This is a genomic window from Streptomyces sp. NPDC031418 (genome assembly GCF_055581605.1).
This window is the reverse complement of the sequence record NZ_JBVIJC010000004.1, coordinates 249462-274593: the sequence shown is the minus strand read 5'-3', so window position 1 is coordinate 274593 and position 25132 is coordinate 249462. Positions and strand designations below refer to the sequence as shown.

At 72.4% G+C, this 25132-nt stretch carries 10 protein-coding genes; 5 read left to right on the top strand and 5 right to left on the bottom strand.

From position 1 onward, the window contains the following. Window positions 1-151: 151 nt before the first annotated feature. Window positions 152-1360, bottom strand: coding sequence for a pyridoxal phosphate-dependent aminotransferase (locus tag ACZ5CZ_RS07205; RefSeq protein ID WP_450787676.1), 1209 nt, complete (start codon window positions 1358-1360; stop codon window positions 152-154). Between the two features lie 81 nt (window positions 1361-1441). Here ACZ5CZ_RS07205 and ACZ5CZ_RS07200 point away from each other — a divergent pair, with 81 nt between their 5' ends. Further along, window positions 1442-2068, top strand: coding sequence for a winged helix-turn-helix transcriptional regulator (locus ACZ5CZ_RS07200; RefSeq protein WP_468939978.1), 627 nt, complete (start codon window positions 1442-1444; stop codon window positions 2066-2068). A 92-nt stretch (window positions 2069-2160) separates the two neighbouring features. On the opposite strand, the gene ACZ5CZ_RS07195 is transcribed toward ACZ5CZ_RS07200, so the two are convergent. From ACZ5CZ_RS07195 to ACZ5CZ_RS07185, 3 genes are read right to left on the bottom strand one after another with little or no spacing between them, the layout of a single operon-like run. Further along, complete coding sequence (locus ACZ5CZ_RS07195; RefSeq protein WP_468939975.1) at window positions 2161-2964, bottom strand: hypothetical protein; 804 nt, start codon at window positions 2962-2964, stop codon at window positions 2161-2163. After that, entirely contained in the window at window positions 2964-4226 is a 1263-nt protein-coding gene (locus tag ACZ5CZ_RS07190) for a VWA domain-containing protein (protein ID WP_385840817.1), read from the bottom strand. Before ACZ5CZ_RS07190 ends, ACZ5CZ_RS07195 begins: the two co-directional genes overlap by 1 nt. 9 nt (window positions 4227-4235) lie before the next feature. Then, window positions 4236-5753, bottom strand: a complete 1518-nt coding sequence (locus tag ACZ5CZ_RS07185; RefSeq protein WP_468939972.1) for an IucA/IucC family protein — start codon at window positions 5751-5753, stop codon at window positions 4236-4238. A gap of 161 nt (window positions 5754-5914) precedes the next feature. On the opposite strand from ACZ5CZ_RS07185, the gene ACZ5CZ_RS07180 reads away from it, so the two are divergent. Next, entirely contained in the window at window positions 5915-7426 is a 1512-nt protein-coding gene (locus ACZ5CZ_RS07180; protein ID WP_468939969.1) for an IucA/IucC family protein, read from the top strand. A 50-nt stretch (window positions 7427-7476) separates the two neighbouring features. Here ACZ5CZ_RS07180 and lpdA read toward each other — a convergent pair whose 3' ends face one another. After that, window positions 7477-8877 (bottom strand): dihydrolipoyl dehydrogenase, encoded by a 1401-nt coding sequence (lpdA, locus tag ACZ5CZ_RS07175; protein WP_385840820.1) that lies wholly within the window; start codon window positions 8875-8877, stop codon window positions 7477-7479. Window positions 8878-9121: 244 nt separating this feature from the next. On the opposite strand from lpdA, the gene ACZ5CZ_RS07170 reads away from it, so the two are divergent. The 3 genes from ACZ5CZ_RS07170 (at window position 9122) to ACZ5CZ_RS07160 (ending at window position 25113) form a co-directional block, all read left to right on the top strand. Next, window positions 9122-9817 (top strand): FAD-dependent oxidoreductase, encoded by a 696-nt coding sequence (locus ACZ5CZ_RS07170; RefSeq protein ID WP_468939965.1) that lies wholly within the window; start codon window positions 9122-9124, stop codon window positions 9815-9817. A 355-nt stretch (window positions 9818-10172) separates the two neighbouring features. Continuing rightward, on the top strand, window positions 10173-11963 hold the full coding sequence (locus ACZ5CZ_RS07165) for an acyl-CoA dehydrogenase (RefSeq protein ID WP_468939962.1): 1791 nt from the start codon (window positions 10173-10175) through the stop codon (window positions 11961-11963). Between the two features lie 70 nt (window positions 11964-12033). Continuing rightward, the gene (locus ACZ5CZ_RS07160; protein WP_468939959.1) at window positions 12034-25113 is read left to right on the top strand and encodes a type I polyketide synthase; all 13080 of its coding nucleotides are present in this window, start codon (window positions 12034-12036) and stop codon (window positions 25111-25113) included. Window positions 25114-25132: the final 19 nt, after the last annotated feature.

The following is a 25132-nucleotide window of genomic DNA, read 5'->3' as shown; positions in this document are numbered from 1 at the left end:
ACCGACCGGTCCGGGGGGAACGGGGCTCGGCGGTGCGGCGCTGGTCGGGCGCGGCACCGGGAGCCTGTCGGCGCCTGCCCGTGCAAAAGCCCCCCGGTCGTGCGGGCAGATCTTCGCACGGATGCGCGAACGCAGGGAAACCGGGAGCGGGCTACTGCCGATATCCGCCGAGGAAGCGCCCGATCCGGCCGATGGCCGCCTCCAGGTCCTCGGCGTGCGGCAGGGTGAGGATGCGGAAGTGGTCGGGGGAGGGCCAGTTGAAGCCGGTGCCCTGGACCACCTGGATCTTCTCGCGCAGCAGCAGGTCCAGGACGAACTTCTCGTCGTCGTGGATCGGGTGCACCTTGGGGTCGATGCGCGGGAAGGCGTACAGGGCGCCCTTGGGCTTCACACAGGACACGCCGGGGATCTCGTTGAGCTTCTCCCAGGCCACGTTCCGCTGCTCGTGCAACCGCCCGCCGGGCAGCGTCAGTTCGCGGATGGACTGGCGGCCGCCGAGCGCGGCCTGGATGGCGTACTGCGCGGGGGCGTTGGCGCACAGCCGCATGGAGGCCAGCATGGTCAGGCCCTCCAGGTAGTCCTTGGCGTGCTGCCGCGGGCCGGTCACCACCAGCCAGCCGGAGCGGAAGCCGGCCACCCGGTAGGTCTTCGACAGGCCGCAGAAGGTGAGCACGACCAGGTCGGGGGCGAGCGCGGCGGCCGAGTGGTGGACGGCGTCGTCGTACAGGATCTGGTCGTAGATCTCGTCGGCGAACACCATCAGGCCGTGCCGGCGGGCGAGGTCGAGGATGCCCTCCACGACCTCCTTGGGGTAGACCGCGCCCGTGGGGTTGTTCGGGTTGATGATGACCACGGCCTTGGTGCGGTCCGTGATCTTCGCGGCCATGTCGGCGAGGTCGGGGGTCCAGTCGGCCTGCTCGTCGCAGAGGTAGTGCACCGCCTTGCCGCCGGCGAGCGTCGTGACGGCCGTCCACAGCGGGAAGTCCGGCGCCGGGATGAGGATCTCGTCGCCGTCCTCGACCAGCGCCTGTACGGCCATGGAGACCAGCTCGGAGACGCCGTTGCCGAGGAAGACGTCGTCGACCCCGACCTCCAGGCCCAGGGTCTGGTAGCGCTGGGCGACCGCGCGGCGGGCGGAGAGGACGCCGCGCGAGTCGGTGTAGCCGTGCGCCTGCGGCAGCATCCGGATCATGTCCTGGAGGATCTCCTCCGGCGCCTCGAAGCCGAAGGCCGCGGGGTTGCCGGTGTTCAGGCGCAGCACGCTGTGGCCCGCCTTCTCCAGCGCGTCCGCGTGCTCGATCACCGGACCGCGGATCTCGTAGCAGACCTCGCTGAGCTTGTTCGACTGCCGGAACTCCATGCGCCCCTCCGGAAACTCGTGGTGCTTGGTTTTACCAAGTTCGAGCTTGGAAAGTCCAACAAGTTGTCTAGACTGCGTCGCATGTCACCACGCCGAAGCTACGACCAGTACTGTTCCGCAGCCCGTGCGCTCGACCTGGTCGGCGACCGCTGGACCCTGCTGATCGTCCGGGAGCTGCTGGCGGGTCCGCGCCGCTACACGGACCTGCACGCGGACCTGCCCGGCGTGAGCACGGACGTACTCGCCTCCCGGCTGAAGGACATGGAGCGCGACGGGCTGGCCACCCGGCGCCGGCTGCCCCCGCCGGGCGCGGCCTACGTCTACGAACTCACCGACCGCGGCCGTGAGCTGCTGCCGGTCCTCCAGGCGCTGGGCACCTGGGGCGAGCGGGAACTGGGCGAGCGGCGCCCCACCGACGCCGTCCGCGCCCACTGGTTCGCCCTGCCGCTGCTGCGCGCCCTGGAGGGCGAGGGCCTTGTCGAGGTCCGCCTGGACGAGGGCACCTTCCACCTCCGCCTCGGCACGGACGAGGGCCCGGTGTACGGCGACGGCCCCGCCCCCGCCGAGCCCGACGCGCGGCTCACCCTGGACGCGGAGACCTGCGAGGCGCTGGCCCGCGGCGAGACGACCCTCCCGGCCGCCGCCCGCACCGGCCGGCTTCAGGTGACCGGCACCGGCTCCCTCGCCAAGGCGCTGCACAGCGGTTGAGCCCCCGCACCCGAGGCGCGCGGGTGACCGGGAAAGGCGAAGGCCCGCCTCGCGGCGGGCCTTCTGAACAGACGTCGGGTCGGGCGTTCGGGTCAGGCGCTCGGGGGGACGCGGGAGGGGCGGCCCGAGCCCCGGGTCAGGGTGTAGCCGCCGATGCCGGCCAGTGCCGCCAGCGCGGCGCCGATCCCCGTCCACACCCAGCGGTCGGTCCACCAGCCCGACGACCAGCCGTCGTGGGAGCCGAAGCTGGACAGCACCGCGGTCTTCCCGGAACCCTTGCCGTCGGCCTTGGACGCGACCGCGATCCCGGGGACCAGCGGCTTGCCCAGCGAGCCGTCCACCGCGGCCGCGCCGCCGATGTCCTTGGAGTCCACCCGCACCTCGGCGCTCACCGGCAGACCGAGGTCGGCGTTGCCGAGGTCCACCACCGTCAGCCGGACGTAGTACGTGCCGGGCAGCGGGTCGTTCGCCCACGCCTCGGACCAGCCGCGCACGGTACGCAGCACACAGGCCAGCTGCACCGTGCCCGGGCCCTGCGCGGCGCGGGTGGACGCGCCGTACTGGCAGGCCTGGCGGCGCCGCAGCCCGTCGTACACATCGAGCTGCCAGGTCTCGGTGCCGTGCGTCTGCGGCAGCTTCACCGTCGCCTTGACGGTCGGCCGCTGACCGCTGTCGGCCGGGAACGACCAGTACAGGTAGTCACCGGTGGAGCCGGACGCGGTGGCCTGCTGTCCCTGCTCGATCTCGGTGGCGGTACGGAAGGAGGTGCCCGCCCGGGTGGGCGCCTGGCCGTCACCGGAGGCGCTCGGGGACGGGGAGGGGGAGTCGGCGGCGGCCGGACCCGCGGCCAGTCCCAGCGCCAGCAGCGCGGCGCCCAACGCTCGTGTGATCCGCATCAGTTCGTCCTCCAGACGGCGACCCGCCAACGCGACAGCCAGCCCCACAGCAGCCCCGCGAGGAAGCCGAACAGCACCAGTGCGCCGAGCAGCCACCAGCCGCGGCCGAGCCCGAAGGACGCCACGTCGTGGTGGCCCGACGGGCCGTCCACCACGTCCACCGTCAGCTCCAGCGGCAGACCCGGCGTGGTCTTCACGCCGGCCGCGGCCGAGAAGGAGTGGGTGACCTGGAGGCACACGGTCTCGGCGGTCGCGTTGTCGTCGTCGCTCTCCGGCTTCGGGTAGCGCAGCCCGGTGGAGATCACGTCCGTACGGCCGGTGCCCGCCGCCTCGCCGCGCACTATCTCACGGCCGTGCAGCGTCACCGCCCGCAGCAGCACCCCGTAGTCGGGGTTGACGGCCCGGTCGTCGGCCACGCTCACCGAGGCGCGCAGCTCCTGGCCCGGCTCGACGGAGACCTTGTACCAGCGCTGCTGCCCGAACTGCTCGCGGTCGGTGTACAGCCCCGACTTCAGCGTCGGCGCGGCCGTGCACTGGGCCGCGCCCTCGGTGGCCACCGGGGTGACCACCGGATCGGCGGCCCGGTCCACCAACTGGTTGACCCGGTCGCTCAGTTCCTCCCGGTGCCGCACATCGGTGTAGGTGCCGCCGGTGGCGTCCGCGATACAGCTGAGCTGGTCGCGGGTCTTGGCGTCCGGCACCAGACCGAGGGTGTCGATGGTGAGCCCGATGCCCTTGGCCGCGATCTCCCGGGCCACCTCGCACGGGTCGAGCGGCGCGCAGGTGTCCTCACCGTCACTGATCAGGACGATACGGCGGGTTCCGCTGCCCCCGTCGAGATCGTTGGCCGCCTTCAGCAGGGCGGGCCCGATCGGCGTCCAGCCGGTCGGCTGGAGGGTGGCCACCGCCGTCTTCGCGTCGGTCCGGTTCAGCGGGCCGACCGGATACAGCTGCGCGGTGTCCTTGCAGCCCTCCTGGCGGTCGTTGCCTCGGTAGTTGGCGCCCAGGGTGCGGATGCCGAGCTGGACCTCCTGCGGGGTCGCGTCCAGCACCTCGTTGAACGCCTGCTTCGCCGCGGCCATCCGGGAGCCGCCGTCGATGTCCCGGGCGCGCATGGAACCGCTGACGTCCAGGACGAGTTCGACCTTCGGCGCGGTCTGGTCCGTCTCGTCGGCCACAGCCCCGCCGGGGAACGCGATCCCGGCCGCCAGGGCGGCGAGCAGAGCGCAGACTCCCGCCGCCAGCCGTTGTCTTCTGATCATCGCCGGATCTTATTGATCAGACGGGCCGGGCTCCAAAACGAGCGGGTTGGGCAGCAACGCCCACTGGTCACCGGGTGTGTCCGGGGACAGCCGCATCAGCGTCAGCGCCTTGGCGGGCAGCGGCGCCCGGCGCAGGGCCGCCAGGTCGGCGGTGTCCGGCAGGTCCGGTACGACGGCCCCGAGCGCCGCACCCAGGGCGGGCCCGGAGCCCGCCGTACCGGCCAGGGCGCCCGCCACCAGGGACCCGAACAGCTTGCGCCGCAGGGCCGTTTCGTCGTCGGTGACCAGACGGCCGCCGAGCCGCGGCGGGGCGATGCCGTGCCGGGCCAGCCGGGCGGGGCTGACCCGGATGTCGGCCAGGTCGCGGTAGACCAGGCGCAGTGGGGTGCCGTCCGCCGCGAGCACCACCAGGAGGTTCTGGCCGTGCGCCTCCAGGGCCACGCCGAGGTCGAGCAGGCGCAGGCCCACCGTGAGCGCCAGCCGGGCGAACCCGGCGAGCCAGTCGGGGGAGCCGGGCAGCCCGGTGCCGGCCAGCGCGGCCACCGGCAGGACGCGTTCGCCGGGGCCGGCGTACACCTCCGGCGGCTCCCGCAGCAGCGCGGCCAGCTCGGGGGAGTGGGCCGTGACCGCGCCCAGGGTGCGGGTGATGTGCAGCAGCCCGTCCGTGCGCGCGGTCAGCTCCTCGGCCAGCGCCGCCAGCGGCGCGGCGGCCGCCACCGAGTACGGCGAGATGGTCCGCACCGAGGACGTCAGCCGCGCGCTCAGCGCGGTCTTCACATGCGGGCCGCCGGGCAGCGCGAGCGTGCGCAGCGACATCAGGGGGTGCGCCGGGCGCCACCGGGCGACCGGCCGGTCGAGGGCGTGCGCCGCCTGCCAGGGGTGCACCGGGATCAACAGGCGTTCCCCGTTGCGGAGTTCCGCCGGCCACTCACCGGTGAGCAGGCACTCGTCCGCGGGGACCGGCACCGTGCCCAGCTCCACCACCGGCCGGTGCTCCGGGGCGTACGCCAGCTGGTCGGCCACCGAGAAGCCGGGCCGGGCCCGGCAGTTGGGGTGGAACGGGTGCCCGTCGACCACCCGCTGCTCCCACTCCCAGTCGTGCTCCGGCCACTCCTTCGGGTGATCCGCGGCCGCCCGGGACAGCGCCAACGACGCGGTGCTGTGCGCGAGGTCGGCGGCGAAGGCGGACCCGTGCGGCATCCCGAGCGCGGTCATCAGGGCGGCCGGGTCCGCGTACCGCTCGCGGCCGATCCGGACACCGGTGACATAGGCGCTGGTGGCGTACGGGTCCGGGTGCGGCCCGTACAGGGTCCGGCCGTCGGCGAGCCGCAGCGCCAGGGAGTGCGTCCCGCGCACCCGGCCGGCCAGCCACGGCAGCGGTTCATGGGCGAGCGCCCGCCACAGCCGGGTCAGCACGGCGGCCCGGGCGCCGGGCAGCTCCTCCCGGTACCGGGGCAGCAGGGCGGGCCGTACGACGGCCAGCTCCTCGGCGACCTCGGCCTCGCTGCCGGGGTGCGGACGGTGCACGGCGGTCTCCTCGGGTACACGGACAGGGGCAGGGTGCATGACGCACGGCCGCGGTGCACGGACCGTGCGTCACGATTGTCCCGGACGCCGGAGATACTGAGCGCGACGGCCCACGGCGCCCCGCCCGCCGGCCCCGTACCGAACGACACCGAGAACGACGAATGGATCGCGTGGAACGCGTGGACCGCACACCCCCCACTGTCGCGGCCGGCCGCCGCGCCGACGCCTACGCCGCCGCGCCCCTGCTCAACTGCCTGCTGCGCGAGGTGGCCCAGCCGGCCGTGGGCCCGGACGGGCAACCGGTGCACCGGCTGCCCGGCAGCGGCCGGCTGCTGCGGGTGCGCGGCCGGCGGCGCCCCGCCGATCCCGAGGTGTACACCGCCGGGGCCTGGCACCCGGTCGGCCACACCGAACTGGTGAAACTGGTCGCCGAGGAGCTGCGCCGGCACACCGGCCTGCCGGGCGGCGACCTGCCCGCCGAGATGATCGACAGCCGGAACGCGGTCGCCGCCCTGCTCGCCGCCCGGGACCGGGCGACCCCGCCCGCGGACCCGTACCTGCGCTCCGAGCAGTCGCTGATCACCGGGCATCCCTGCCATCCGGCGCCCAAGGCGCGCGGCGGCGGCCCGGTCGCGTCCTGGCTGCCGTACGCCCCGGAGGCGCACGCCCGCTTCCCGCTGGTGCTGCTCGGCGTCCGCGAGGACCAGGTCGCCGAGGAGGGCGACACCCGTGCCCTGGACGCGCTCGGCACCGCCCCGCCCGGATACCGGCTGCTGCCCGCCCACCCCTGGCAGCTCGACCTGGTCGGCCGCGACCTCGCCCCCGCCTTCGCCGACGGCCGGCTGCTCCGGCTCGGCACCACCGCCTTCGACACCTGGCCGACCGCGGCGGTGCGCACGGTGTACGAGCCCGGGCACGACCTCTTTCTGAAGTTCAGCCTGGACGTGCGCATCACCAACGACATCCGCCGGCTGTGGCGCCACGACCTGACCCGGCTGCGCCGTACCGACGCGGCCGCCGGGCGGGCCCTGGCCGGGCTCGGGCCCACCGCGGCCTGGCTGAGCGACCGCGGCTACCGCACGGCCGCCTTCGCCTTCGAGGAGCTGGCCGTGCTGGTCCGGGACGGACTGCGCGGCCATCTGCTGCCCGGTGCGGTGCCGCTGCTCGCGGCGGGGCTCGCGGAGGGGTTCGAGGGCAGCCCGCTGGCCGCCACCGCGGACCCGGCCGGCTGGTGGGAGGCGTATCTGCGCCAGGTCGTCCCGCCGGCGCTGGCCGCCTTCGACGGTCACGGGGTGGTCGTCGAGGCCCATCTCCAGAACACCCTGGTCGCCGTCGACGCGGCCGGTACGCCGGTGCAGGTGCTGTTCCGGGACGCGGAGGGCGCGAAGCTGCTGCCGGACGTGACCCGGGCCGCGGGCTGGCAGCGGCTGGTGTACTGCCTGGTCGTCAACCACCTCACGGAGATCGCCGGGGCGCTCGCCGAGCAGCACGGCGGCTACGACCCGTGGCCCGCCGTCCGCCGCGAACTGGCCCGGCACGACCTGCCCGAGATCCCCGCCCTGCTGGCCGCGCCGACCCTGCCGGGCAAGACCAACCTGCTGCTGCGCTGGACCGGCGCGGACGGCGCGGACGCCCGCTATCTGCCCCTGCCGAACCCGCTGGCAGGGGCGTGACGCGGCCGCTGCGGTGAGGGCCCGTGGCCGCCACCGCAGCGGGGCGCCGGCTACATGTTGATCATGTGTCCGGCCAGGCCGTGAACGGCCTCCTTGACCGCCTCGCCCAGCGTGGGGTGCGCGTGCACGTTGCGGGCGATCTCATGGACCGTCAGGTCCCACTGCTGGGCCAGGGTCAGCTCCGGCAGCAGCTCGGTGACCTCGGGGCCGATGAGGTGGGCGCCGAGCAGCTCCCCGTGGGTGCCGTCGCTGATGATCTTCACAAAGCCGACCGGGTGGCCCAGGCCGTGCGCCTTGCCGTTGGCGGTGAAGGGGAACTTGACCACCTGCACGTCGTAGCCGCGCTCGCGGGCCTGCGCCTCGGTGAAGCCGAAGCTGGCCACCTGCGGCTGGCAGTAGGTGGCCCGCGGGATCATGGGGTAGTCCAGCTCCATGGTCTCCGCGTCGGCGATCGTCTCGGCCGCCACGATGCCCATGGCCTCGGCGGCGTGCGCCAGCATCAGCTTGGCGGTGACGTCGCCGATGGCGAAGATGTGCGGCACGCTGGTGCGGCAGCGGCCGTCGACGTCGACGGCGCCCCGCTCGGTGAGCCGGACACCGGTGTTCTCCAGGCCGTAGCCCTGCACGTTGGGCGCGAAGCCGATGGCCTGGAGCACCTTGTCCGTCTCCAGGACCCGGCGCTCGCCGCCCGTGTTGACGGTCACCCGGACCCGCGGGCCCGAGTCGTCGATGGTCTCGACGGCGGTGCCGGTGAGCACCTCGATGCCGAGCTTGCGGTAGTGCTTGGCGAGTTCCCTGGAGATCTCCTCGTCCTCCAGCGGGACCATGCGGTCGAGGAACTCGACGATGGTCACGTCCACGCCGTAGCTGCGCAGCACATAGGCGAACTCCACGCCGATCGCGCCCGCGCCGGCGATGACGATGCTGCCCGGCAGCGTCTCGCTGAGGATCTGGCTCTCGTAGGTGACCACGCGGTCCGACAGGGCGGTGCCCGGCAGCAGCCGCGGGCTCGCGCCGACGGCGAGGATGCAGTGGCCGAACGTCACCGTCTCGGTGCTGCCGTCCGGGCGGGTCACCACCAGGGTGTGGTCGTCGGTGAAGGCGCCCCGGCCCTCGAACTGGGTGATGGCGTTCTTCTTCATCAGATAGTGAACGCCCTTGACCCGGCCGTCGGCGACCTTGCGGCTGCGCTGATAGGCGGCTCCGTAGTCGGCGCTGACGTCACCGCCGACGGAGATCCCGTAGGACTTGGCCTCGTTCGTGACGAACTGGACCATCTCGGCGTTCCGCAGCAGCGCCTTGGAGGGGATGCAGCCGACGTTGAGGCAGACACCACCCCAGTAGCGCTCCTCGACCACGGCGGTGGAGAGGCCGAGCTGCGCGCTGCGCACCGCGGCGGTGTAGCCGCCGGGGCCCGCTCCCAGAACAAGGACATCGAAATGTTGGCTCACATGGACTGATCCTCGTCCCGTGAGGCTCCGGTGTGCAACCCGCCCGGCCGGGACCCGGCCAGATCGGGGCGTAGAGAGCGCTCACGCCTGCGGACTCGCCAGAAGTGACGTTGGACACGTCGACCGAGGAGCCAACCAGTCCGGTCGCGTGATAGACATTGACCAGCTGTGACGGAAAACCATCGCTCGGTACTGACAAGTGACGAGCGGGAGTTGTAACGGCGAGCCAAGGGGGACGGGGGACGTGCTCAACGGCACGGAGAACACGTGTGACGTGGTGATCTTGGGGGTTGGATCGGGGGGATACGCGGCCGCATCGCGCGCCGCCGGACCGGGGCTTTCGGTGGCCCTGGCCGAACAGGACCGGGTGGGGGGAACCCGCCTGCACCGTGGCTGTATTCCGACCACGGCGCCGCTGCGCTCGGCCGCGGTGGCCGACTCCGCCCGCGAGCCGGGCATCCGGAGCGCGCGCGGCGGTATGGACATGCCGGGCGTCACCGCGTACAAGGACAGCGTTGTCGATCAGGTCCTGACGGACCGCCACATCGCCCTGGCCGCCGACTCGGTCCCGGCCGCCACGCTGCCCGGCGAGGACGAGGACTCCTCGAAGGCGCTGGGAAGGGCTTTCTCCATCGAGGGCATCCTGGTCGCCGAGCGCCTCGCGGGCCTCGACCCCGCGCCGATCGACGACGGCGGCGTACCCCGGGTCACCTGCGCCCAGCCTGAGGTCGCGCCGGACGAGCTCGACCGTACCGGGAGCACGGAGGATCCAGCTCTTTCCGTCGCAGGCGGGCTGATCGGCGAAGCACGGCCGACCGTCGACCGGGAAGCGCTGCACGACGACGTGGCCTCCTTCCTCCACGCACACCCCACCCAGAGCGAGACTCCCGGCGAGGCCCATCCGGCCCGCACCGGGAAGCCCCTGCACGCGCACGACTGATCCACCCTGCGGGACCCGGCCGCAGTACCCGGGCCGGAACCCGCCCCGCACCACTCAGTCCGCCACCCGCCCTTCGAACACCCGCTGCCGTGCCGGCAGCCCCGCCGTGACACCCGCACCCGCGTGCACCGGTCGCCGTCCCGACCGGCCCCGCCCCCGTGCGGCCAGAGCGTCCCCGCGTCCACGCACCCCACGGCCCCCTCCGGCACACCGCCGGCCACCCGCGCCGGCCGAGCACCAACTGCCGTACGACGACAGCCACATACCGAACTCCGCACAGCTGGTCCGACAACCGACGAAGAAGACGCGACGGGGAATCAACACGATGGAACCAGGCACCTCAACGTACGAAGCCTTGTCCTCGCTGGTGCACGGCGACTCCTACCGGGAGGCGCTGCCGCGACTGGAGAAGATCTTCACGCCCGACCTCTTCGCCCGGCCCTCCGGCCTGGCCGACCAGGACCGCTACCCGCTCACCTACCAGCGGCTGCGGTACATCAACGACCGGCTGGAGACCGGCACCCCCCTGCTGCACCAGCGTGACCTGCTCTTCCCGCTGCTGGAGTGGATCGCCCTCGCCGACCCGTCGCTCTTCTACGCCTTCTTCCTGCACCACTGCACCACGATCGGCGCCATCCTCGAGTTCGGCGCCGACCGCGACGACCTCGACGACGTCCTCGCCCAGCTGGCCTCCGGCGACACCGTCGGCGCCCTGCTGATGACCGAGCTCGGCCACGGCAACAGCAACGCCGCCGTCCGCACCGAGGCCGTCTTCGACCCGGACACCCGCGAGTTCGTCCTCACCACGCCCGGCCCCGAAGCCGTCAAGTACCCGCCCAGCGTGGCCTGTCCGGGCGTACCCCGCACCGGCATCGTCACCGCCAAGCTGGTCGTCGCCGGCGAGGACCGCGGACTGTTCTGCTTCGTCGTACCGCTCCGGGACGCCGCCGGACCCTGCCCCGGCGTGGTCATCGAACCGCAGGACTCCGCGCCGATCCTCCCCCTCGACTGGGCCACCGTCTCCTTCCAGGGCGTCCGCCTGCCCTACCGCTACTGGCTGCGGGACTCCGCCACCATCGCCGACGACGGCACCTTCACCGACGCCCTCAGCAACCCCGCCCTGCGCTCCCGGCAGGCCTCCCGGCTCATCCGGTACGTCTGGGAGGTGGCCGCCGTCGGCCTCGCCGCCGTCACCCGGGCCGGCGCCGCCGTCGCCGTACGGCACGCCCACGCCCGCTACACCAACGGCACCTTCGCGGGCTTCGCCGACCCCATGCCGGTGATCCGCTACCGCAACCAGCAGCGCACCCTCTTCGGCGCCCTGTCCGCCGCCTACCTGGCCGGCATGGCCGCCAAGTCGGTCTCCGGACCGCAGCCCGTCGGACGCACCGCCGGCGAGATCCGCACCCTGTTCACCCTGAAGGCGGTCATCGACCAGCTCGCCGAGCGGGTCACCGCGGCCGGCCGCGCCGCCTCCGGCGTCCTCGGCTTCAGCCCGCAGAACCGCTTCCTGGACTACCAGGGCCTCGCCCACGCCTTCAACGCCGCCGGCCTGAGCACCCAGATCCTCTACCTCAACGCCGCCTGGACCATGGCCCTCGGCCTGGACTACCAGCCGCCCACCGCCGAGCTGCCCGCACCGCAGGAGCGCGACCTGCGCGACCCCGCCGTGTGGCAGGCGCTGACCGGCGCCCGCGAACAGCGCCTGCACGAACGCCTGGTCGCCGAACTCGGCGAGGCCCGGGCCGACGGACTCGCCGAGTTCGACGTCTGGAACGACCGCTTCGACCTCGCCGAGCAGATGGCCGAGGCGCACGCCCTGCGCCTGCTGGCCGACCTCGTCCGCACCGAGACCGACGCGCTGCCCGACGCCGAGGCGCGCCGCGTCGCCCGCGACGTGTGCTCCCTGCACCTGCTCGGCGAGATCTCCGCACAGAGCGGCTGGTACCTCGCCGAGGGGCTCCTCACCGCCGAGGAGGCCGACGCCCTGCCCGGCCTGCTCAACCGGATCTGCGAGGACCTCGCCCCGCACGCCCTGGGACTCGCGGACGCCCTGGACGTGCCCTACGACCTGGTCGGCGCGCCGATCGCGTACCCCGACTACGCGACCGCCTTCACCAAGGCCACGTTCCCCGACCCGGCGTAGCCCCGCCCCGCCCTCCCCGTAGCTCCTCCTGGCTCCTTGCACCTGCCCTGCTCGGAAGGTTTGCAGCACCATGCGAGACTCGTCCCCGGCCCGCACGTCCGAAACGCCCGCAGAGGCCGTCGCCGTCGTCGGCATGGCCTGCCGGCTGCCCCTCGCCGCAGGTCCCCAGGCGTTCGCCCGGCTCCTGCGCGACGGTGTCGACGCGATCAGGGAGGTCCCCGCGGACCGCTGGGACGCTCGCGAGCACACCGGCCCCGAGACGGACGGCACCGGCAGGGCGGGAGCCAGGTGGGGCGGCTTCCTGGACGGCGCCGACCTGTTCGACCCCGCCTTCTTCGGCATCTCGCCGCGGGAGGCCGTCGCGATGGACCCGCAGCAGCGGCTCGCCCTGGAACTCGGCTGGGAGGCCCTCGAGGACGCCGGCATCCTGCCGGAGACCCTGCGCGCCAGCTCCACCGGCGTCTTCGTCGGAGCGATCTGGGACGACTACGCCACCCTCGCCCACCGCAACGGCACCGCCGGCATCACCCAGCACACCCTGACCGGCCTCCAGCGCGGCGCCATCGCCAACCGCCTGTCCTACGTCCTGGGCCTGCGCGGACCCAGCCTCACCGTGGACAGCGGCCAGTCCTCCTCGCTCACCGCCGTCCACCTCGCCTGCGAGAGCCTGCGCACCGGCGAGTCCCGCGTCGCCCTCGCCGGCGGCGTCAACCTCGACCTCGTCCCCGAAAGCGCCCTCACCGTCGCTGAGTTCGGCGCCCTCTCCCCGGACGGCCGCTGCTTCACCTTCGACAGCCGCGCCAACGGCATCGTCCGCGGCGAGGGCGGCGGACTCGTCGTCCTCAAGCGGCTGTCCGACGCGGTGGCCGACGGTGACCGCATCCACTGTGTGATCCGCGGCAGCGCCGTCAACAACGACGGCGGCGGCGACAGCTTCGCCACCCCCAGCCGCGAGGCCCAGGCCGAACTCCTGCGCCGGGCCTACGCCAACGCCGGCGTACGCCCCGCCGACGTCCAGTACGTCGAACTGCACGGCACCGGTACCCGGGTCGGCGACCCCATCGAGGCCGCCGCCCTCGGCGAGGTCCTCGGCACCGCCCGCCCCGCGGACGAACCCCTGCTCGTCGGGTCGGTCAAGACCAACATCGGCCATCTGGAGGGCGCCGCCGGCATCGCCGGCCTCATCAAGACCGCGCTCGCCCTCAAGAACCGGGAGCTTCCCCCGAGTCTGCACTTCACCACCCCGAACCCGGCGATACCCCTGGACGAACTGCGGCTGCGCGTCCGCACCGAGAACGGTCCCTGGCCCCGGCAGGACCGCCCGCTGCTCGCCGGCGTCAGCTCCTTCGGCGTCGGTGGCACCAACTGCCATGTGGTCCTGGAGGATTGGCACACTGACACCGAGAGCGACGGCGACACCGGTGCCACCGGCCCGATACCCTGGCCGGTCTCCGCCAAGAGCGAGCGCGCCCTGCGCGGCCAGGCCGAGGCGCTCCTCGCCGCCCTGGACGACCGCACGTCCCCCCTCGACATCGGCCACTCGCTGGCCACCACCCGCACCGCCTTCCCGCACCGGGCCGTCCTGCTGGGCCGTACCACCGACGACTTCCGCACCCGCCTCGAAGCCCTCGCGGCCGGCCGCCCCGCCACCGGACTGACCGAGGGCACCGCCACCCGCACCGCCGGACCGGTCTTCGTCTTCCCCGGCCAGGGCTCGCAGTGGGCCGGCATGGCCGTCGACCTCATGGACACCACACCGGTCTTCGCCGAACACATCGCCCGCTGCGAACAGGCACTCGCCCCGCATGTGCCCTGGTCGCTCACCCATGTGCTGCGCGGCGGCAGCGAGACCGACCCCGAGCTGTCCCTCGACCGCCTCGACGTGGTCCACCCCGTCCTGTTCGCGGTGATGGTCTCCCTGGCACAGCTGTGGCGCTCGTACGGCGTCGAGCCGGCCGCCGTGATCGGCCACTCGCAGGGCGAGATCGCCGCCGCACACATCGCCGGCGCCCTCCCCCTCGACGAGGCGGCACGCGTCGTCGCCCTGCGCAGCAAGGCCTTCGCCCTGCTCGCCGGCACCGGCGGCATGGCCTCGGTCGCGCTGCCCGCCGCCGAGGTGGAACAACTGCTCGCCCCCTGGGCGGACCAGCTGTCCATCGCCGCCGTCAACGGCCCCCGCGCCGTCACCGTCTCCGGAGACGTACCGGCCCTGCACGAGCTGATCGCCCACTGCGAGAGCCAGGACATCCGCGTCCGCCTGCTCCCCATCGACTGCGCCGGCCACTCCGCCCACGTCGAGCGGATCCGCGAACCGCTGCTGGACCTGCTCGGCACCGTGACCCCCACGACCGGAAGCGTGCCGTTCTACTCCACCGTGCAGGGCCGCTGGCTGGACACCGCCGGACTCGACGCCGACTACTGGTACCGCAACTCCCGGCGCGCCGTCGGCTTCGAGCCCGCCGTACGCGCCCTCGCCGAGGCGGGGCACACCACGTTCATCGAGATGAGCCCGCACCCGATTCTCGCGGCAAGCGTCCAGGAGACCGTCGAGGACACCGGCGGCACGCCCGTCGTGGTCGGCTCCCTGCGCCGCGGCGAGGGCGGCCCGGAGCGCATGCTCACCGCACTGGCCGAGGCATCGGTGCAGGGCATCGCCGTCGACTGGTCCGCCGCCTTCACCGGCACCGGCGCCCAGCGCATCGACCTGCCCACCTACGCCTTCCAGCGCCGCCGCTACTGGCTGGACGCACCGGACGCCCGCACCGCACCGGCCACCCCCGCGTCCCCGTCCCTCGCGCCCGAGCAGGACCCGGGGGCGGACGAGGAGGACCTCCCGCTGCGCGCCCAGTGGGCCGCGCTGAGCGAGAAGGCGAGCCAGGACGCGGCACTGGACCTGATCCGCACCCACGTCGGCATCGTGCTCGGCACGACCGACAACGACGACGTCCCGACCGAGTCCTCCTTCCGTGAGCTGGGCTTCGACTCGATGATGGCGGTGCAGCTGCGGAACCGTCTGAACGCGGTGACGGGGCTGCGGCTGGCGAGCACGGTGGTGTTCGACCATCCGACGGCGGGTGAGCTGGCGCGGTTCGTACGGGCGGAGCTGCTCGGGGTGTCGGCGGTGGACGAGGAGTCCCTGCCGGTGGTGTCCGGCGGCGGCTCCGACACCGAGGCCGAGCCGGTGGCGATCGTCGGCATGGGGTGCCGGTTCCCGGGCGGGGTGAGGTCGCCGGAGGATCTGTGGCGTTTGGTCGCCTCGGCGGGTGACGCCGTGTCGTCCTGGCCGACGGACCGGGGCTGGGACGTCGAGGGCCTGTACGACCCGAACCCGGAAGCGGTGGGCAAGTCGTACTCGCGCTCGGGCGGTTTCCTCTACGACGCCGCCGAGTTCGATGCCGGGTTCTTCGGCATCTCCCCGCGCGAGGCGCTCGCCATGGATCCGCAGCAGCGGTTGCTGCTGGAGACGTCCTGGGAGGCATTCGAGCGGGCGGGCATCGACCCGGCCTCGCTGCGCGGCAGCAGCACCGGTGTCTACGTCGGCGCCATGGTCCAGGAGTACGGCCCGCGCCTCGCCGACGCCGGCTCCGAGACCGAGGGCTACCTGCTCACCGGCACCCATGGCAGCGTCACCGCCGGCCGGCTGTCGTACACGTTCGGCCTCGAAGGCCCGGCGGTCACGGTCGACACGGCGTGTTCGTCGTCGCTGGTGGCGCTGCATCTGGCGGTGCAGGCGCTGCGGCGTGGCGAGTGCCGGATGGCGCTGGCGGGCGGTGTCACGGTGATGTCGTCGCCGGGTCTGTTCGTGGAGTTCAGCCGCCAGCGCGGGCTGTCGGAGGACGGCCGCTGCAAGGCGTTCGCGGAGGCCGCGGACGGCACCGGCTGGGCCGAGGGTGTGGGTGTGCTGGTGGTCGAGCGGCTCTCGGACGCCGTACGGCTCGGGCATCCGGTGTTGGCTGTGGTGCGGGGGAGTGCGGTCAATCAGGACGGTGCGAGCAATGGGCTGACGGCGCCGAACGGGTTGTCGCAGCAGCGGGTGATCCGGCAGGCGCTGGCCGATGCCCGGCTGGGCGCCGCCGATGTCGACGCGGTCGAGGCACATGGCACCGGCACGCGTCTGGGTGACCCGATCGAGGCGCAGGCTCTGCTCGCCACGTATGGGCAGGAGCGTCCGGCCGAACAGCCGCTGTATCTGGGCTCGTTGAAGTCGAACATCGGGCATGCGCAGGCTGCCGCCGGTGTGGGTGGTGTCATCAAGATGGTGATGGCGCTGCGGCACGGTGTGCTGCCGAAGACGCTGCATGTGGATGAGCCGTCATCGCATGTGGACTGGTCGGCGGGTGCGGTGGAGCTGCTGACCGAGGAGCGGGAGTGGCCCGAGGTCGGCCGGCCGCGCCGTGCGGCGGTCTCCTCCTTCGGTATGAGCGGCACCAACGCTCACGTGGTGATCGAGCAGGTGCCTGCGGAGACGTCCGCCGACGTGGAACCGGCTTCCCATGTCACCGGACCGGTGCCGTGGGTGGTGTCGGGTCGGAGTGCGGAGGCGTTGCGGGCGCAGGCTGATGTGTTGCGGGCGTTTGTGGCGGGGCGTGAGGGGTTGGATCTGGCGGGTGTGGGGGCTGCGCTGGTGTCTGCGCGGTCGGTGTTCGAGCATCGGGCTGTGGTGGTGGCGGGTGACCGGGATGAACTCCTTTCCCAGCTGGGTGTGTTGGTGTCGGGTGGGGTGGGTTCTGGTGTGGTGAGTGGTGTGGGTGTGGGTGGTGGTCGGGTGGTGTTTGTGTTTCCGGGTCAGGGGTCGCAGTGGGTGGGGATGGCGGCGGGGTTGTGGGAGTCGTCGTCGGTGTTTCGTGGGCGGATGGTGGAGTGTGAGGCGGCGTTGGGGCCGTTTGTTGATTGGTCGTTGTCGTCGGTGGTGTTGGGTGAGGTGGGGGCGCCTGGTTTTGATCGGGTGGATGTGGTGCAGCCGGTGTTGTGGGCTGTGATGGTGTCGTTGGCGGAGTTGTGGCGGTCGTGTGGGGTGGAGCCGGCTGCTGTGGTGGGGCATTCGCAGGGTGAGATTGCGGCTGCGTGTGTGGCGGGGGTTTTGTCGCTTGAGGACGCGGCTCGCGTCGTTGCTCTGCGGAGCAAGGCGTTGGGTGTGCTGGCGGGGCGGGGTGGCATGGTGTCGGTTGCTCTGCCGGTCGAGGATGTGCGTTCGCGGTTGGGTGAGGGGTTGTGGGTGGCGGCGGTGAACGGGCCGTTGTCGACGGTGGTTTCGGGTGATGTCGCGGCTCTGGATGGCCTGTTGGCGGCGTGTGAGGCGGACGGGGTGCGGGCCCGCCGGATCCCCGTGGACTATGCCTCGCATTCAGCTCATGTGGAGGAGATCGAGCAGGAGTTGTTGGAGCTGCTTGCTCCGGTGTCTCCGCGTGCGGGTGGGGTGCCGTTCTATTCGGCGGTGACCGGTGGCGTGGTGGACGGTGCTGGGTTGGATGCCGGGTACTGGTACACGAACCTGCGCGAGACGGTGGACTTCCATGGTGCGACGCGGGCGTTGCTCGCGGACGGTTTTGATGTGTTTGTCGAGGCGAGTGCGCATCCGGTGTTGACGGCGTCGGTGGAGGAGAGTGTCGAGGAAGCCGACGTTTCTGCTGTGGTGTTGGGGACGCTGCGACGCAACGAAGACGAACAGCGGCGCTTTGTGATGTCGTTGGCTGAGGCGTTTGTTGCTGGGCTTGATGTGCGGTGGCCGGTGGGTGGGCGGCCGGTGGAGCCGTGGGAGCTGCCGACGTATGCCTTCCAGCACGAGCGGTACTGGCTCGACGGGACGAGTGCCACACCGTCCGACAGTGCCGCCGACCCGGAGGAGAACCGGTTCTGGGCGGCCGTCGACAGCGCGGACCAGAGCGAACTCGCCGACCTGCTCGGGGTGGACGACACCGCCCGGCTGGAGGACGTCATCGGCCTGCTCGGCCCGTGGCGCCGTGACAGCCGGGAGCGCTCCGAGGCGGACGCCTGGCACTACCGCGTCGACTGGAAGCCGGTGCCCGAGGCGCGGTCGGCGGCGCTGACCGGCGCCTGGCTGCTCGCCGTACCGGACGGCGCCTCCGCCCACCCGTGGGCCGACGCGGTGGAAGACACTCTGGTGTCCGCCGGTGCCCGCGTGATCCGGCTCGCCGTGGAAGCGGACTGCGACCGGGAACCGCTGGCCCGGCGCATCACCGAGGCGCTCGCCACGCTCGACGGTGCCGAACCGGCCGGTGTGCTGTCCCTTCTGGCCCTGGACGAGACCCCGCGCCCGGACCAGCCGGCACTGACCGCCGGACCCGCCGGCACGCTGCTGCTGATCCAGGCCCTCGGCGACGCCGCCGTACGCGCGCCCCTGTGGTGTGCCACCCGTGGTGCCGTGCGGGTCTCCGACGCGGACACGGACGTACGTCCCGAGCAGGCGCAGGTGTGGGGGCTCGGACTGGTCGCCGGGCTGGAGCACTCCGACCGCTGGGGCGGCCTGATCGACCTGCCGGGGACCCCCGACCCGCAGACGCTGCACCGGCTGTGCGGCACGCTCGCCGGTGCGCAGGGCGAGGACCAGCTCGCGCTCCGCCCGTCCGGGAGCTTCGCCCGGCGCCTGGTGCGGGTGGCCCGCAAGGCGCTGCACGGCCGCCCCGGCTGGCAGCCGCGCGGCACGGTCCTGATCACCGGTGGCACCGGTGCCGTCGGCGGCCGGTTCGCCCGCTGGCTGGCGGCCAACGGCGCCGACCACCTCGTCCTCACCAGCAGGCAGGGCGGCTCCGCGCCCGGCGCCCGGGAGCTGGAGGCCGAGCTGACGGCCCTCGGCGCCCGGGTCACCCTCGCGGCCTGTGACGTCGCGGACCGGGAGGCGCTGGCCGGACTCGTCGCATCGGTCGCCGCCGACGGCGAGCCCGTCCGCGCGGTCATCCACGCCGCCGGTACGACCGACTCCGCGCCGCTGGCCGAGACGGGCCTGGACCTGCTGGCCCGGCTCACCTCCGCCAAGGTGCGCGGCGCCCACCACCTCGACGACGTCTTCCGGGACACCGACCTCGACGCGTTCGTCCTCTTCTCCTCCGGCGCCGGCATCTGGGGCGGCGGCGGACAGGGCGCCTACGCGGCGGCCAACGCCCACCTCGACGCGCTCGCGCAGGCCCGCCGGTCCCGGGGACGGACCGCGCTGTCGGTGGCCTGGGGCCTCTGGGGCGGCGGTGGCATGGCCGACGGCGAGGTCGGCGACCGGATCCTCAGCCGTGGCGTACGGGTCATGAACCCGGACCAGGCGGTCGCCGCACTGGCGCCCGCCACAGCGGCCACCGAGCCGACGCGGATCGTCGCCGACATCGACTGGGAGGTCTTCGCCCCCCAGTTCACCGCCGTACGGCACGCCCCGCTGCTCTCGGACCTGCCCGAGGTGCAGGCGGTGCTGAAGGAGGAGACCGACGGCGCGGCACAGGGCGCGGCCCCGTCGGCGCTGCTCGACGGCCTGACCGAGGCGGAGCAGTACCTGGCCGTACTCGACCTGGTCCGCGCGGAGGCCGCGGCGGCACTCGGCCACAACACCACCGATCCCGTCGCTCCGGACCGCGCGTTCCGTGAGCTGGGCTTCGACTCGATGATGGCGGTGCAGCTGCGGAACCGTCTGAACGCCGTGACGGGGCTGCGGCTGGCGAGCACGGTGGTGTTCGACCACCCGACGGCCAGTGAGCTGGCGCGGTTCGTACGGGCGCAGCTGCTGGGTGTGTCGGCGGTGGAGGAGGAGTCCCTGCCGGTGCTGTCCGGCGGCGGCTCCGACACCGAGGCCGAGCCGGTGGCGATCGTGGGGATCGGGTGCCGGTTCCCGGGCGGGGTCAAGTCGCCGGAGGATCTGTGGCGGCTGGTGATGTCCGGGTCGGACGCGGTGTCCGGATTCCCGGTGGACCGCGGCTGGGACCTGGACGCCCTGTTCGATCCGGACCCGGACGCGGTGGGGAAGTCGTACACACGGTCCGGTGGCTTCCTCTACGACGCCGCCGAGTTCGACGCCGGGTTCTTCGGTATCTCGCCACGTGAGGCGCTCGCCATGGATCCGCAGCAGCGCTTGTTGCTGGAGACGTCGTGGGAGGCGATCGAGCGGGCCGGTATCGACCCGGCCTCGCTGCGGGGCAGCCGTACCGGCGTCTACGTCGGCGCCATGGTCCAGGACTACGGCCACCGACTGCACCAGGGCACGGCCGAGACGGAAGGCCACATCCTGACCGGCACCACCGGAAGCGTGGTCTCGGGCCGGCTGTCGTACACCTACGGCCTGGAGGGCCCGGCGGTCACCGTCGACACGGGCTGCTCCTCCTCCCTCGTCACCCTTCACCTCGCGGTACGGGCGCTGCGCAGCGGCGAGTGCTCACTGGCCCTGGCCGGCGGCGTGACCGTCATGCCGACTCCCGGACCCTTCATCGAGTTCAGCCGCCAGCGCGGGCTGTCGGAGGACGGCCGCTGCAAGGCGTTCGCCGAGGCCGCGGACGGCACCGGCTGGGCCGAGGGTGTGGGTGTGCTGGTGGTGGAGCGGCTGTCGGATGCCCTCAAGAACGGGCATCCGGTGCTGGCCGTCGTCCGGGGGAGTGCGGTCAACCAGGACGGTGCGAGCAATGGGCTGACGGCGCCGAACGGGTTGTCGCAGCAGCGGGTGATCCGGCAGGCGCTGGCCGATGCCCGGCTCGGTACGGCCGACGTCGATGTGGTGGAGGGACACGGTACGGGCACGCGCCTGGGTGACCCGATCGAGGCGCAGGCGCTGCTGGCCACATATGGCCAGGGGCGTGGCGACCAGTCCCCGTTGTTCCTGGGCTCGTTGAAGTCGAACATCGGGCATGCGCAGGCTGCCGCCGGTGTGGGTGGTGTCATCAAGATGGTGATGGCGCTGCGGCACGGTGTGCTGCCGAAGACGCTGCATGTGGATGAGCCGTCATCGCATGTGGACTGGTCGGCCGGTGCGGTGGAGCTGCTGACCGAGGAGCGGGACTGGCCCGAGGTCGACCGGCCCCGACGCGCCGGTGTCTCCGCCTTCGGAGTGGGCGGTACCAACGCGCACGTCGTGATCGAGCAGCCGCCCGCGGTGGAACACCGTGCCCCCGAAGAGCCCGGACTCGGCGTGGTGCCGTGGGTGGTGTCGGGTCGGAGTGCGGAGGCGTTGCGGGCGCAGGCTGATGTGTTGCGGGCGTTTGTGGCGGGGCGTGAGGGGTTGGATCTGGCGGGTGTGGGGGCTGCGCTGGTGTCTGCGCGGTCGGTGTTCGAGCATCGGGCTGTGGTGGTGGCTGGTGAGCGGGGTGAACTGCTTGCTGGTTTGGGGTCGTTGGTGTCGGGTGGGGTGGGTTCTGGTGTGGTGAGTGGTGTGGGTGTGGGTGGTGGTCGGGTGGTGTTTGTGTTTCCGGGTCAGGGGTCGCAGTGGGTGGGGATGGCGGCGGGGTTGTGGGAGTCGTCGTCGGTGTTTCGTGGGCGGATGGTGGAGTGTGAGGCGGCGTTGGGGCCGTTTGTTGATTGGTCGTTGTCGTCGGTGGTGTTGGGTGAGGTGGGGGCGCCTGGTTTTGATCGGGTGGATGTGGTGCAGCCGGTGTTGTGGGCTGTGATGGTGTCGTTGGCGGAGTTGTGGCGGTCGTGTGGGGTGGAGCCGGCGGCTGTGGTGGGGCATTCGCAGGGTGAGATTGCGGCTGCGTGTGTGGCGGGGGTTTTGTCGCTGGAGGACGCGGCCCGCGTCGTTGCTCTGCGGAGCAAGGCGTTGGGTGTGCTGGCGGGGCGGGGTGGCATGGTGTCGGTTGCTCTGCCGGTCGATGACGTCCGCTCGCGGCTGGGTGAGGGGTTGTGGGTGGCGGCGGTGAACGGGCCGCTGTCGACGGTGGTTTCGGGTGATGTCGCGGCTCTGGATGGCCTGTTGGCGGCGTGTGAGGCGGAGGGGGTGCGGGCCCGCCGGATCCCCGTGGACTATGCCTCGCATTCAGCTCATGTGGAGGAGATCGAGCAGGAGTTGTTGGAGCTGCTCGCTCCGGTGTCTCCGCGTCAGGGTGAGGTGCCGTTCTATTCGGCGGTGACGGGTGGTGTGGTGGATGGTGCCGGGCTGGATGCCGGGTACTGGTACACCAACCTGCGCGAAACAGTGGACTTCCATGCTGCGACGCGGGCGTTGCTCGCAGACGGTTTCGATGTGTTTGTCGAGGCGAGTGCGCATCCGGTGTTGACGGCGTCGGTGGAGGAGAGTGTCGAGGAAGCCGACGCTTCTGCTGTGGTCCTGGGGACGCTGCGACGCAACGAAGACGAACAGCGGCGCTTTGTGATGTCGTTGGCTGAGGCGTTTGTTGCGGGGCTTGATGTGCGGTGGCCGGTGGGTGGGCGGCCGGTGGAGCCGTGGGAGCTGCCGACGTATGCCTTCCAGCGCGAGCGGTACTGGCTGGAGCCGGTGCGGGCGCAGGTGACGGACGCGGCCGGCCTGGGTCTGGAGGGGCTCGGGCATGGGCTGCTGGGTGCGCTGGTGCCGGTGCCGGACTCCGATGGTGTGGTGCTGACCGGATCGGTGTCGCTGAAGTCGCACCCCTGGCTCGCCGAGCACGCTGTGTTCGGCACCGCGCTCCTGCCCGGCACGGCCTTCGTGGAGATGGCGGCACGGGCCGGAGCGGAAGCCGGTACGCCGGTGATTCGCGAACTGGTCATCGAAGCACCGCTGTTGGTGCCGGACCAGGGCGAGACAGGGCTTCACGTGAGTGTGGCCGGTGCGGACGAGTCCGGCTGCCGGACGCTGGTGGTGCGCTCCCGCTCCGACGAGGAGTGGACCGTGCACGCCCGGGCCGTCCTGGCCCCCGCGTCAGCCGAGGCCCCCGGCCTCCAGCCCGCCGCCTGGCCGCCGGTGGATGCGGAGAGGGTGGATGTCTCCGGGCTGTACGGCGAGTTTGCGGCGGCCGGTTATGACTATGGGCCGTTGTTCCAGGGTGTGCGGGCGGTGTGGCGTCGGCCTGGTGAGGTGTTCGCGGAGGTCGAGCTGGGGCAGGGCGCGGATGAGGGGTTTGCGGTGCATCCGGCGTTGCTGGATGCGGCGTTGCACTCGCTGGTGTTGATCGATCCGGATGCGGAGGGGGTCGGGGAGCCGCGGTTGCCGTTCTCGTGGACGGGTGTGTCGCTGGCGTCGACCGGTGCTACGGCTCTGCGGGTGCGGTTGGCCGCGGGCGGCGACGGTGACGACACCGTGTCCCTGACGGCGACGGACCCGGAAGGCCGGACGGTGGTCTCGGTCGAGTCGCTGGTACTGCGCACCGTGAGCGCCGAGCAGTTGCGCGTCGGTCGCCAGCAGGGCATCCACCGGCTGGAATGGCGCCAGATCCAGCCGGCCCCGGAGCAGCTGGCCGACGGCGCTTGGGTCGTACTGACACCTGACCTCGATCTGGGCGTGCTGGGCGAGTCGGTTCCGGAGGTGGTGGTCGCGCCGTTCGCGGGGGGTGCTGTCTCGGCGGGGGAGGCGCGTGCGGCCACGCAGCGTGCTCTGACTCTGATTCAGGAGTTCCTGGGGGATGAGCGGTTGGTGTCTTCGCGGTTGGTGTTCGCCACCCGGGGTGCGGTGGCGGTGCGGCCGGGTGAGGACGTGACGGATCTGGTGTGTGCGCCGGTGTGGGGTCTGGTGCGGTCGGCGCAGCGGGAGCATCCGGAGCGGGTGTGGCTGGTGGACGGTGCGGACGAGGCGCTGGCGGCGCGTTTGGCCTGTGGTGGTGAGTCGCAGCTGGCGGTGCGGGACGGGGTGGTGTTCGTGCCGCGTCTGGTACGGCACACCCCGCAGCCGTCCGCTGCCCCGGCCATGGGTGGGGGCACGGTGCTGGTCACCGGTGGTACCGGGACGGTGGGTGCGTTGGTGGCCCGGCATCTGGTGGTCGAGCACGGGGTCAGGGATCTGCTGCTGACCAGCCGACGCGGTGAACAGGCGCCTGGCACACAGGAGTTGACCCGGGAACTGTCGGGGCTGGGGGCGCGGGTGTCGGTTGCCGCGTGTGATGCGGCCGATCGTGATGCCTTGGCGGCTGTGCTGGCGGCGATACCGCAGGAGCGTCCGCTGACCGCGGTGATCCACGCGGCCGGTGTGCTGGACGACGCGGTGGTGACCGGGTTGACCCCCGAGCAGCTGGAGCGGGTCCTGCGTCCGAAGATCGACGCGGCCCTCAACCTCCACGACCTCACCCGAAACCACCCGCTCCAGGCTTTCATCCTGTTCTCGGGAGCCGCGGCCACCTTCGGCAGCTCCGGCCAGGCGCACTACGCGGCGGCCAATGTGTTCCTCGAAGCGCTCGCCGCCCACCGGGCCGCCCACGGACTGCCCGGCACCGCACTCGGCTGGGGCTTCTGGGCCGAACGCAGCGAGATGACGGAACACCTGGACGCGATCGCCATGCGGCGCATCGCACAGCTCGGCCTCGCGGAGATGACCTCCGAGCAGGGACTCGATCTGTTCGACGAGGCCATACGCACCGGGGAGGCCTTCGTCCTGCCCGCCCTGCTGAACGAGGCGAGCCTGCGCGAGCAGGCCGCCGCGGGCACCCTGCCGGCCATCCTGCACGAACTGGTCCGCAGGCCCGCCCGCCGTGCGACGGCCACGGCGGACCCGTCGGCGACGGCCGGCCACGGCCCGGTCACGGACACCGCCACCCTGGCCGACCGCCTGGCGGCCATGCCCGAGGCGGAGCGGACCGAGGAACTGCGCGACCTGGTCTGTGCGCAGGCCGCCGGGGTCCTCGGCCACACCACGGCCACCGCGGTGAAGTCGCACCAGACCTTCAAGGAGCTGGGCTTCGACTCGCTCGGCGCGGTGGAACTCCGCAACCGGCTGATGCGGGCCACCGGTCTGCGTCTCTCCGCCACGCTCGCCTTCGACTATCCGACACCGGCCGCGCTCGCGGAGCACTTGTGGGGCGAACTGCGTCCGGAAGAGGAGTCGTTGACGGACCGGGTGCTCAGCGAACTCGACGATCTGGAGTCCGCGCTCGCCACCCTGGCCCCCGACGAGCAGGCACGCGAACGCGTGCTGAGCCGGATGCAGCAACTCGTCGCCAAACACCTCGACGCCCGGCCGGCGACGCCCGACGAACCCTCCGGCGTGGAACGGTTCGACGCGGCCAGTGACGACGAGCTGTTCGACTTCCTCGACAAAGGCATCTGACAGCTCAGCAGGCGACGGA